Origin of the sequence: Idiomarina aminovorans (assembly GCF_023155095.1) — a bacterium.
Lineage (GTDB): Bacteria > Pseudomonadota > Gammaproteobacteria > Enterobacterales > Alteromonadaceae > Idiomarina > Idiomarina aminovorans.
The window spans coordinates 260,288-271,314 of the sequence record NZ_JAKNDA010000005.1 but is presented as its reverse complement, the minus strand read 5'-3'; the positions used below and the strand labels follow the sequence as shown (position 1 = coordinate 271,314).

12 protein-coding genes are annotated in these 11,027 nt (G+C 48.3%); all 12 read right to left on the bottom strand.

Annotated elements, in window-relative coordinates; translation table 11 throughout:
- Positions 1-188: 188 nt before the first annotated feature.
- The gene (locus L8G48_RS11135; RefSeq protein ID WP_248264677.1) at positions 189-674 is read right to left on the bottom strand and encodes a hypothetical protein; all 486 of its coding nucleotides are present in this window, start codon (positions 672-674) and stop codon (positions 189-191) included.
- Between the two features lie 109 nt (positions 675-783).
- Positions 784-1,002: a DUF6500 family protein gene (locus L8G48_RS11130; protein ID WP_248264688.1), complete on the bottom strand. Its 219-nt coding sequence runs from the start codon at positions 1,000-1,002 to the stop codon at positions 784-786.
- A 102-nt stretch (positions 1,003-1,104) separates the two neighbouring features.
- Positions 1,105-2,124, bottom strand: coding sequence for a zinc-binding dehydrogenase (locus tag L8G48_RS11125; protein ID WP_248264676.1), 1,020 nt, complete (start codon positions 2,122-2,124; stop codon positions 1,105-1,107).
- Positions 2,125-2,190: 66 nt separating this feature from the next.
- Positions 2,191-3,066 carry a DUF6414 family protein gene (locus tag L8G48_RS11120; protein WP_248264675.1) on the bottom strand — a complete coding sequence of 292 codons (876 nt, stop codon included), beginning with the start codon at positions 3,064-3,066 and terminating at the stop codon, positions 2,191-2,193.
- Positions 3,067-3,316: 250 nt separating this feature from the next.
- Positions 3,317-3,913: an HAD-IB family hydrolase gene (locus L8G48_RS11115; protein WP_248264674.1), complete on the bottom strand. Its 597-nt coding sequence runs from the start codon at positions 3,911-3,913 to the stop codon at positions 3,317-3,319.
- 12 nt (positions 3,914-3,925) lie between these two features.
- Positions 3,926-4,528: a hypothetical protein gene (locus L8G48_RS11110; protein WP_248264673.1), complete on the bottom strand. Its 603-nt coding sequence runs from the start codon at positions 4,526-4,528 to the stop codon at positions 3,926-3,928.
- A gap of 295 nt (positions 4,529-4,823) precedes the next feature.
- Positions 4,824-5,588 carry a nucleoside triphosphate pyrophosphohydrolase gene (gene mazG, locus L8G48_RS11105; RefSeq protein ID WP_248264672.1) on the bottom strand — a complete coding sequence of 255 codons (765 nt, stop codon included), beginning with the start codon at positions 5,586-5,588 and terminating at the stop codon, positions 4,824-4,826.
- A 35-nt stretch (positions 5,589-5,623) separates the two neighbouring features.
- A complete protein-coding gene (relA, locus tag L8G48_RS11100) occupies positions 5,624-7,813 on the bottom strand; it encodes a GTP diphosphokinase (protein WP_248264671.1) in 2,190 nt (729 codons plus the stop codon).
- A 3-nt stretch (positions 7,814-7,816) separates the two neighbouring features.
- Positions 7,817-9,178 (bottom strand): 23S rRNA (uracil(1939)-C(5))-methyltransferase RlmD, encoded by a 1,362-nt coding sequence (rlmD, locus tag L8G48_RS11095; RefSeq protein WP_248264670.1) that lies wholly within the window; start codon positions 9,176-9,178, stop codon positions 7,817-7,819.
- 21 nt (positions 9,179-9,199) lie between these two features.
- Positions 9,200-9,580, bottom strand: coding sequence for a holo-ACP synthase (acpS, locus tag L8G48_RS11090; protein ID WP_248264669.1), 381 nt, complete (start codon positions 9,578-9,580; stop codon positions 9,200-9,202).
- Entirely contained in the window at positions 9,580-10,308 is a 729-nt protein-coding gene (gene pdxJ, locus L8G48_RS11085; protein ID WP_248264687.1) for a pyridoxine 5'-phosphate synthase, read from the bottom strand. Before pdxJ ends, acpS begins: the two co-directional genes overlap by 1 nt.
- Entirely contained in the window at positions 10,308-11,024 is a 717-nt protein-coding gene (gene recO / locus L8G48_RS11080; protein ID WP_248264668.1) for a DNA repair protein RecO, read from the bottom strand. The genes pdxJ and recO overlap by 1 nt, the downstream gene beginning before the upstream one ends.
- Between the last annotated feature and the right edge of the window lie 3 nt (positions 11,025-11,027).

Below are 11,027 nucleotides of genomic sequence, written 5' to 3'. Positions count from 1 at the left end.
CCGACGACATTACTGCCTCATCTGGTGCGTTAGCTCAATTTATTTGAGAATAGAAAGAGCTGATTATGGCTGAAAAAGTGCCAGGGCTGCACGCGTTCAGAGTTGACAAAGGGAGTCATACCAACGCTGAGCTTTGCGGCTGCCACAGCGAAGCGTAGGCAGTCCGAAACAGTGATTTGTTAACTTTATCATGGGTTACAAAAAACTTTTCTACAGCGCTGTCTTCGGTGCTGTAATTTATCAACGTCTGGAGCAGCAGAGTTGTTTTTTATAACTCCAAGCCGAAGAACAGTGGCTATTAGTCTCTGAATTTCTGTTTTTTCTGCCGGGCTATATGAGCTAAGAATTGACCTCGCCCCACCCTCATAGAACCTCTTGGAAAGCTTGGGTGCAAGCTGTTCAAAACTTGGTCCTTGGTCGTCCAATAACACGAATTGCTCAAAGGCTACCAAATCCCCCCTATGCATCGAAGAATGCATTCTATATGGCCCAACACCAACCCATGTGACCTTTCCAGCGATTTCAGAAGCGTCTGGCCATGGTGTTTCAGAGCCTATGCCCACTACTGCATCAAAAACCCTATTCCGGACGGTTCCCATACAGTCGTTTATCCCGAAAACCCCACGGTTGTCTGGATCCCCTGTGTGAGTTCTCTTGTAAGTGAGGATTCGCACTCTAGTTCCTTGAAAAAGTTAACGCCCGAGCACAGCGGCACGAACGCAGTGAGTGTCCAGCGCCGCAGGCGCGTGCTGATGCGATTTGTTATGTGATTTGCAAGTACGGCTAAACACCAGACTTCACCATATCCCTGATTTTCACCGCCTTCTCGAAATGATCTAATTGGTGGATTTCAATCCACCACCGTGCTGCCTCCATAAGCACCTCCGGCTGGTCATTTTTATTTTTGAAGAAAGCGTAAAAAGACAGCCCGACTCCCGGCCCTTTCTGAGCGATTTTGTGATCGCATACTTCTACAATTTTATCTCTAAGCTTTTGCTGCAACACATTACCCCTGTGCCTGATTGATCACATAACGCCCAAGCTCACCTGCCATTATGGAGCGCAGCGGAATAGTGGTCAGGTGCAGCGCATTGTTGGGCACTCTTACGTCTCCCCCACCAGAACAACCTTACCGCTGACGTCGCCTTGCTCGACTAACTGATGCGCTCGTTTGACCTCTGTAAAAGGCACACGTGCGCCAATGACCGGCTTGAGTTGTCCCTTGGCCAACATTGCTATCAACTCGCTCAGGGTTGCCCGATACCACGCATTATCATTCTTTACCTCGCCAGGCGTTGCGCATAAGCGAACCCGCTTTCCGTCCGGCCAGAGGTTTAGGGTGGACATCTGGATTACGCCCAAAATCATCCGACCAAGGCCACCAAAATGATCACCGGCGAAACCATAGCTGACTACGCGGCCACCTTTCTTCACGGCTTTGTATGAACGCCGGAGGTTGTCTCCACCGAATGGATCAAATGCCGCGTCCACACCCTCGGTTTCGTCTTTTATGTACTTAAGAAAATCCTGATTTCGATAGTCAATTGGAATACCGCCGAATTCGCGCACGGTTGCATGTTTGCCAACGGAAGCCGTCCCGTACATATTTAGGTCAAGCAATTTACCGAGTTGCAACAAGGCCGTTCCGACACCACCAGCGGCAGCGTGGACCAATACGGTTTCGTTTCTCTGAATGCGTGCCTTTCGGTGCAATATGCAATGGGCGGTTAAATAGTTCAGAGCGAGGCTAACAACTTCGGCTGCATCCAGTTCTTCCGGAACCGCGACCAGAAGTTCTGGCCGCACGCAGACATACTCCGCATAACAGCCGAATGCCGGATTCAGCGCGACAACATAATCGCCTTCGTCAATACCCACCGCAGTTCGACCGACTCGATCTACAATACCGGCAAAATCGTAGCCCGGAGTGAAGGGGACTTTAGGGGCAAGGGGGTACCCGCCATGTTGAGCCATGATATCCGAATAAGCGACCCCGGCAGCAAGTATCCGGACCCTGACCTCATCCGGTCCGGGCTCAGGAACTGCTTCTTCCACAACCGTCAGGTTGTCAGTCGACCCATTTCCAGTTAAGACGACACGCTTGTATTCTTTTACGGAAGTCAATTTAACTCCTTAGCACCGAAGAGTGCCCAACGCCGCATTCAGCGGCTTGTCCGTTGCAATGCTTTGTTATGCATAAATTGCAATGGGAATAATTTGAATTGCAGGCCCTTCAATCTCCAACTTTAAGTCTGGAATATCAAAACCCTGTTCGCTACCCAAAGAACTCAAATGACCGAGCGCGTCAAGCATTAAAGTCGATGGCATCTTGCTAAGCGCAGTTTTTCTAAGCAGATTGATAGAATCTGACGAGTCACTAACGCTTTTGATGACTTTGCCAATTATCTTAAACTGACCGTCAACTAAATCAGACATCAGCGGGTCATTAAGAAAGCCTGTCTCGACTGTAACAACTGCTGTGTAACCAGCTTTCAAGCTAGCTGAACTTAGGTCAATAGTACTCCCAGCTTTTAATGCATCCGAAAATCTAACCATCTGCTGCTTAATTTTCTGATTTTCAGACATCTGATTACGCGAGCCTTTCTTAGGCTGTGGTTTATCTTCAAATACATCAGCCATGTCCATCATTTCAGCAAGGCTATCGATAGTCTCGACGATCGGGTTTCTTTTGAGAAAACCTTCAAACTCGACAAAATCACCAGCCTTAGGAAGTTCTTCGTGAGTTTCTTTAAGGTACCCTTTTTCTAAAAGAATGTTTCGTAATTGAAAAAATAACGATGCTGGAGTGTGGACTCTTTCTTGAGATGATGTATTTGTTTCTTCGGTTCCCACAGTTTTTTCTTTGGAACCAGTAAGATCTATTTTCAGAAGAGTAGAGAAAGCTTCGCTCAACCCAAAACCAGCGGAAACCTTTTCACCATCAGTATTCTTATTCAACGAAGATTCAGTAACCGTGGTTACTGTACTAATTCCACCCTGTAGCATTGCCAGTAAATCAAAAACAAGCTTTTGATTCAGATATACAGGGACTATCAATCTATCCATGATGTTTCCTTTTATGCATAACCTTTGTATATTGCGCATGCACACTTTCCCCCCGCATTTCCCCGACAAAAACCATACTAACCGGGCAATGCGAGCCAATATCGGCAAAAGCAAAACGAGCATGCTCACTTTGTTTTCCGTTTTAATGAATATGCACAACATATGTTTTTATTATGTTACTAACAATAAATAGTTTATCGAAAACAAGCAAATGCAAAATGCGCATATTAAAGGATAAAAGTGAGCATTCTCAGTCAATAACACGTTGCCAGTTAAAATACTTCTCATGGGCTAAAGCAAGCATTGGCATGTCTTCGGCTGTATCGCCGTAAGCATAAATGGTTTTAAAGTCAGACAAATTTACTTGTCGTTTAATGGCACTGACTTTATTCTCCAGGCTGCAGTCGCCCGACACATAACGCCCGGTTAATTTATTATTCTTTGTTTCCAGTTCGCTACATACCCACTTAATATCTTTTGAGAGACACCAGCAGGAGATATAAGGGCCTAATGAGGCCGACACCACATAAACTTCATCACCTTGCGCTTTGTGCCATTCAATTTTTGCCAGAGCTTCTGCTCTGATAACACTGGGGAGATATTGCTCGGAGAAACTACGGGCTAACCTTGTAATGTCAGCCACGGAGCTATTCCAGAACACGATTCTAGATAACAGCGGCCTTGTCTTTGACGGTTTAAGCAGCCCCAATTTATACAGTGCAATAAACGGTGAAGCTAATAACAGCGTTATTATTAGTCGGCGCTTGGGCGTAACGTAGAACAGGAACTTAGTATAAGTATCCTGCTCTGTTATTGTTCCGTCAAAATCAAAAAGTGCGAGATTCATTAGAGCCTATAATTAACTGGCTTTATCGCACTTAGGAATCGCATTGATATTGCGCTGAACGTCGGTCTCTAATTTAGTAACATCCATATCCTCAAGGAATAAAAAAAAGTCTTCATCGTCTTGAGTTTTTAAATAGACGTTTAATTCGGAGTTCCCCCAGGAGAAATTATCGTCACGACAAGCCGAAACCAACCGCACGTTCATACTGCCCGCTCCTCCTTTTTCATTATTCTCGCGATAGTCTCTTACCATTTGTTGGCCTTTGGTCATAATCTCAGCATCTTCTCTAGACAGCTGCATGACTGTAATTTTTTCATTTCCCTCAATGTCTTCTTTTAAGCCATCAGGAACCGCGTAGTCATCGTTAATTATTACCGGTAACGCATGGTCAAAACTATAATCAGGGTCATCTGTGCGAAAATTGAAATCGATAACAATATCGCCATCTCGCACGTTAACTCCTTCCGGGCTTCTAACGGCAACGACCAGCTGTTGCGGGTCTGTTTCTAATGGATTCAGATTCATCATTTTTATCATGGTACTAAGTGGAATATTACTGCATGAGGCAACGAGCGTTAGAACACTGGTTAAGAAAATGACTTTAAGTTTGTTCACAATGAGTCCCTTATTGATATGGCTTGTTAAATTACATTTAGATTTGTTATAAAAATGTATATCACACAAGTAACAGACCGTTGCTGTGAAACAAAGTTTCAAAACTGGAGATGATATGCTGGAAAAGGGAGAGGCACACCCTCGGGCGGGAAGAGGCGTAAGAATGAGCGGCCTGGGTATTCAGGAGTGTCGAAGGCCATGGATGGCCTTCGTCAAGCGTTCAGGGATGAACTTGCAGCGTCTCCTGAATACCCAGGTCGCTCATTCAGCCGAATTTCCGCCCGAGGGTTTGCCGTTATTTCCGCTTCGCGACTTGCCATAAAGCTTCTAACTCTTCAAGGTTGCAGTCATTCGGGTGTTTCCCCTGCTCGCTCAGGCTCTGCTCTATGTGCTGAAAGCGGGTTTTGAATTTTTCGTTAGCGCGTTGCAGCGCGGCTTCGGGGTTTACTTGCTTATGCCGGGCTAAGTTCACAACGGCAAACAGCAGGTCGCCAATTTCCTCTTCAATGTGGTCTTGCTCGGTAGCTTCTTTCACTTCCTGAATTTCTTCGTCCACTTTGGCGTAAACGGGCTCGGCTTCGGTCCAGTCAAAACCAACAGACGCAGCGCGTTTTTGCAATTTAGCGGCTTTTAAAATACTGGGCAGCTGGCTGGGAATGTCATCAAATACCGAGCCTTTGGCGTCTTTCTTTGTACGCTCCTGCTGTTTTATCTGCTCCCACTGAGCTTTAATTTCAGCGTCGGATAAATTCCGTTCAGCCTCGCTGCCAAACACATGCGGGTGCCGGCTTATCAGCTTTTCGGCGGTATGTGCGGCAATATCATCCAGTTCAAATTGCTGCTCTTCGCGCGCTAGCTGGGCGTAAAACACCACCTGAAACAGCAAGTCGCCCAGCTCATCTTTTATCGACGCCCAGTTACCCGACTGAATAGCATCCACCACTTCGTAGGTTTCTTCTATGGTGTAAGGAATTAATGAAGTCATGTTTTGCTTTAAATCCCAGGGGCAACCGCCTTCGGGATCACGTAAGCGAGTCATCACCTGTTGCAGTTGTTGCATTCCTTTCACTGAAGTACCTCTACTGTTTTAACTAGCTAGTGTTTTAAAGTGATGCGCTGAATCTGCTCAACGCCGTGCACCTGGCGTAGACGATCCATAATGCGGGTAAGCGCGTCGCTGTCTTTTACCGTTAAGGTTAACACCACTGTGGCTGACTGAGACGTCGCATCGCTTTCGCTGTCCATTTGCGCCACTGCCGCCTTTTCGTTGGACAATACGCTGGTAATGTCATGCAGCAGTCCGTTGCGGTCTAACGCCGAAATGCGCAGGCTGGCCCGGTATTCCTGCTTAGACTGCCCTGACCAGGACACATCAATGCCGCGCTCGGGGTGTTGCTGCAGTAAATGCTGTAACTGATCGCAGTCGCTGTGATGCACTGACACACCCCTGCCCTGAGTAATAAAGCCGGTAATAGGTTCACCGGGCAGAGGTTCACAGCAGTTAGCAAAGTGCATCATTAAGTTACCAATGCCTTCGACCGTTACGTCGGACTTCGGCGTTTTTGGTGCTTGCTTAGCTTTACGACGTTTGGTCAGGCGCTCTACTTTGTCGGCTTCGGTTTCCTGCGGTTTCAGAAAGTTAACCACCTGATGCAAGCGCACGTCGCCGGCACCAATAGCCGCTAATAAATCATCCAAAGTGGGCACGTTAAAGCGCTCAACAGCTTTGTTCGCGTCCTGCACATGCAGCTGATACTTCTGCAGTTCGTTTTCCAGTAACTCTTTGCCGGCCTGCAGGTTCTTGTCGCGATCTTCTTTTTTGAAGTAGGTATGGACCTTAGCCCGCGCTCGTGACGAGTGCAGATAACCCAGTTGCGGGTTCAGCCAGTCGCGCCTTGGTTGTGCGCTTTTCTGGGTCAGAATTTCAACCCGGTCACCGTTTTGCAGCTGATAAGTAAAAGGCACAATGCGACCATCAATTTTTGCGCCCACGCACTTATGACCCACCTGGCTGTGAATGTAGTAGGCAAAATCCAGCGGCGTTGAGCCCATGGGCAAGTCAACCACTTCCCCTTTTGGGGTGAACACATACACGCGGTCTTCAAACACCTGCGAGCGTATTTCGTCCACCAGAGTTTCGCTGCCGGCCATGTCTTCGTGCCAGGCCAGTAGTTTTCGCAACCAGGCAATTTTATCTTCAAAGCCGTGACGTTTACCGGCCGCTGCGCCCTCTTTGTACATCCAGTGCGCTGCTACACCCAGCTCGGCATCGTCGTGCATATCGTGCGAGCGTATCTGAATTTCAACGTTCTTTTGCTCGGGGCCAATGACCACGGTATGAATAGACTGATAGCCGTTCGGCTTAGGCGTTGCTACGTAGTCGTCAAACTCCGACGCAATATGCCGCCAGCACGAATGCACCACACCCAGCGCGGCATAACAGTCTTTCAAATTGTGCGTGAGAATACGCACGGCACGAATGTCGAATAGCTGGTCAAACTGCAGATGCTTCTTCTGCATTTTGCGCCAAATGGAGTAAATATGTTTCGGGCGACCATACACATCGGCATCGATGCCCTGTTGCTCTAAAGCGCTTTGCAGGCCGGACACAAAGTTGTCAATGTAATGCTCGCGGTCGGTACGGCGCTCATGCAGATGTTTCGCAATGTTTTTATAGGTGTTGGGGTGCAGGTAGCGAAAAGAAATGTCTTCCAGTTCCCACTTCAGCTGACCGATACCTAACCGGTTCGCCAGTGGCGCGTAAATTTCGGCGCATTCTTTGGCGGCCAGCACCCGGGTTTCTTCGTCGGCCTTTTTTACTTCGCGCAGATAACAAATGCGCTCCGCCAGCTTTATCAGCACCGCGCGCACATCTTCCACCATCGACAGCAGCATGCGGCGTACGTTGTCTATTTGTCCGCCATTAGGCTGACCATGTTGAAAATGCTGTAAGTCACCAATGCTCTGCATTTGCTGCACATTACGTAACAGCAGAATCAGGGGTTTCGATTGCTTACCGTTTAATTTGTCTAAATCAAGCTTCCCGGCTTCCAATAAAGGCACATACATGGCAGCCAGAAGAGATTCAGCATCGAGCTTCAGTGGCGCCAGTATCTCTACCATTTCCTGACCTTTTAGCAGCGCTTCAGCTTGCTCAGGAAACTGCTGTTCTAGCTCCTGCAACGTACTTTCTAAAGGCTCAGGATGACTCACCGCGTTCAGCCAATGCTGTTCACTGTCTTTATATTTGGGATCATCCACGTGGGTACTGCGTACATGGACCATGATTTAAGACTCTCGCTCCAGACAAACCATGGTTTCAATGTGATGGGTTTGCGGAAACATGTCAACTGTACAGAGCCGGGTTATGCGGTAGTCAGAGGTCTTTTTGTTGGTTTTTAAACCCATAATAGCCGCAATGTCACGCGCCAGAGTATTTGCTGCACAAGAAACGTACACGATGCGTTTGGGGCGGTGCTCGTGTTTAAGCTTTCGCAAAAGTCGCATCACACCTTCGGCGCCCGGACGGGCCGGGTCTAAACACCAGAGTTCCGCAGGTTCCTCTAAATCTGACGCCGTAATGTCGTTTAAGTCAGCGGCCAGAGAGGTCAAATTATTTAAGCCATTGGCTTCGGCGTTGCGGCGCGCTTGCTCCGCCATACGGTGCACGCCTTCCACCGCCAACACCGACTTTGCCCTGCGCGCTAATGGAACACTAAAGTTACCAATACCCGCGAAAAAGTCATACACCCGTTGTGTTTTTTCAGGCGCTAGCCAGTCCATAGCCTGCTGCACCATAGCGTCGTTAATACCGCCGTTCACCTGTAAAAAATCACCCGGTTGAAAATACAATTTGTCGCCGTCTATCGAGGTGTCAAACGACAGGCTGGCGTTATTCAGTGGTGCTAATTCACTGTCGCTTTGCAGCCCGATATCAATGTCGTTTTCGGCTTGCCATTGCTCAAGGGTCTGAATAGCAGCTTTAGGCAAGGTATCGGTTATGCGCAGCAGTATGGCCAGTTTATTAGTGTTAATAGCCTCTAAATGTCCCAGCCTGCTGGCAATACTCGAATTATTAAGTGCTGGATACAGTTTATTGACCGCTTGCAGCAAGCGCTCATCAGCGACCCGGCAGTCGTCGATAGCAACAATTTGGTGACTTTGCGCTTCGCGCAAGCCAATCAGCAGCTTTTGTTCTTTGCCCAGCCAGCGTGTAGCTAAACGCACTCTGCGTCTATAACGCGTTGGCGCGCTGACTAACGGTTCCTGCCAGGGTAACCTTTCTGTGCTCGCGTCAAATACGCCGAACTTTTGAAACAGTTCTTCCACCACTTGCTGCTTGTGTCGTAACTGATAGCTTTCGTCTACGTGCTGAAAGTCACAGCCACCGCACTCTACGTAATATTTACAGGGTGCTTCACGGCGATCAGCGCTGGGCTCTAAAATACGCTCCAGCGTGCCACTGTGCTTGCCGGTGGTTTTATACTGAATAACTTCGCCGGGTAAGGCGCCCATAATAAAACGGGTCGGCTGGCCTTTAACCGAAGAACGAACGACCGCACGCGCCTGATGATCAAGCGCTGACACTTCAGCTGTCAGGGTTTTACTAATGGATTTATTGCGCTTCTGCGGCTTAAAAAATTGCGCCATTTCGGTTGTGATTAACCCAGTTTATTTGGTTTCTAAAATAACGGTCGCTACGGCGTAATGCTTTTCGTCACTAATGGACAAATGGCTACCCGTAATTCCCAGCTCTTTTATCCATTGTGCGGCAGTTTCTGTAAAATGCCAGTCGGGTTTGCCAAATTCATCATGAACCACTTGCATATGCTGGAACGACAACCCGGCGGAAATACCACGGCCAAAGGCTTTGGAACAGGCTTCCTTGGCTGCAAAGCGTTTAGCCAGGAACGAAGCAGGATCAATCGATAATTCCATCTCTTTTTGTTCGTCAACCGTCAACACCCGTTGAGTCAGACTGTGACCACGAGACAAAGAGCTTTCCATTCTGGCTACTTCAACAATATCCGTACCTAAGCCCCAAATTCCCATTAGCGTGCCTTATCTAAAATGTTCCGCATATCGCGAACGGCCGTATCCAGGCCAACCAATACCGCACGGGCGATAATCGAGTGACCGATATTAAGCTCGACAATTTGAGGGATTTCTGCAACCTCTAAGGTGTTGTGGTAGTGCAGGCCATGCCCGGCGTTTACCTGTAAGCCAATAGAATGAGCGTACTCTGACATCTCTATTAAGCGTGCCAGTTCATCCGTCTGTTGTTGTTCAGTTTTTGCTTCGGCATACTGTCCGGTGTGTAATTCGATAATGGGAGCCCCGGCCTTCTTTGCGGCGTCTATTTGCTCGTGGTTAGCATCAATAAACAGCGATACCTGAATACCCGCATCGCTTAAACGAGCAGTTGCCTTTGTAATAGTTTCCAGCTGACCCGCAACGTCGAGACCGCCTTCTGTCGTCAGTTCCTGACGCTTCTCCGGCACCAGGCAGCTAAACCTCGGCTGGGTTTTCACAGCAATATCGAGCATTTCGTCGGTGACGGCCATTTCTAAATTCATCGGCACGTTTAATGTCTGCTTCAGCATAGCAACGTCACGGTCGGTAATGTGGCGACGATCTTCGCGCAAATGAATGGTGATACCATCGGCGCCGGCCTGCTCGGCAATGGCTGCTGCAGCTACCGGGTCGGGATAACGTACGCCTCGCGCATTACGCAGCGTGGCAATGTGGTCAATGTTAACGCCCAGGCGCAAACCTTTCATCATTCAGCTCCTTTTGTTCTTCGATTACCCCTGAACAATTCACGACTGCGCAGTGGTTTATCACCTAAATAGACCGATAAAGCGTCACGCATAATGTATTTTAACTGGCTTAAGCGCTTTTCGTCGTCAACGTCCCAGGCGGCAAGCCTTTCAATATCAGTTACAGGGTAAGCACGTTGCTGGTCATCTCTGGCTTGGGTCACAAAGCCATGATCGGGAAGAAAGTAACACCACTCAAACTCGGATAGCGCTGTCCCGTTATCGGCATCAAAATGCCAGTCAAACGCTGCGCCCAGGTGTTGTAATAACTGCCATTCAAATTGACGTAAAGCAGGCTCTACCCGCTCACTGCTGGTCATATTCTGTAACGCCGACACATAGCTTTCAAAAACCTCAGGGGCTTCAGCTTCGGCTGGCAGCAATCGTTGAATCAGTTCGTTGAGATAAAAACCGCTGTACAGCTTTTCGCCCTGTAATAAAAGTCTTTGAGTTGTCTGTTGCGGCTCCAGCAGAGTCAAGGTTTTTAAATCGCTACGCCCCTGAAATTCAGCCAATAGCGGCATAAATGGCTGTGTCAGACCGCGCCAGGGGCTTTTCGGGCGTTTAGCGCCTTTTGCAACCACCCGAACCCGGCCTTTATCTTCAGTAAACAGGTCCAGAATCAGACTGGTTTCCTGATAATCCCAACGATGCAACACCAGTGCCCGCTGCGCCACTGA

What these genes read in the sequence shown, in the direction of transcription:
- L8G48_RS11120 (WP_248264675.1), bottom strand. Translation starts at nt 3,066, where the DNA reads ATGGATAGATTGATAGTCCCTGTATATCTGAATCAAAAGCTTGTTTTT.
- L8G48_RS11115 (WP_248264674.1), bottom strand. Translation starts at nt 3,913, where the DNA reads ATGAATCTCGCACTTTTTGATTTTGACGGAACAATAACAGAGCAGGAT.
- mazG (WP_248264672.1), bottom strand. Translation starts at nt 5,588, where the DNA reads ATGCAACAACTGCAACAGGTGATGACTCGCTTACGTGATCCCGAAGGC.
- relA (WP_248264671.1), bottom strand. Translation starts at nt 7,813, where the DNA reads ATGGTCCATGTACGCAGTACCCACGTGGATGATCCCAAATATAAAGAC.
- rlmD (WP_248264670.1), bottom strand. Translation starts at nt 9,178, where the DNA reads ATGGCGCAATTTTTTAAGCCGCAGAAGCGCAATAAATCCATTAGTAAA.
- acpS (WP_248264669.1), bottom strand. Translation starts at nt 9,580, where the DNA reads ATGGGAATTTGGGGCTTAGGTACGGATATTGTTGAAGTAGCCAGAATG.
- pdxJ (WP_248264687.1), bottom strand. Translation starts at nt 10,308, where the DNA reads ATGAAAGGTTTGCGCCTGGGCGTTAACATTGACCACATTGCCACGCTG.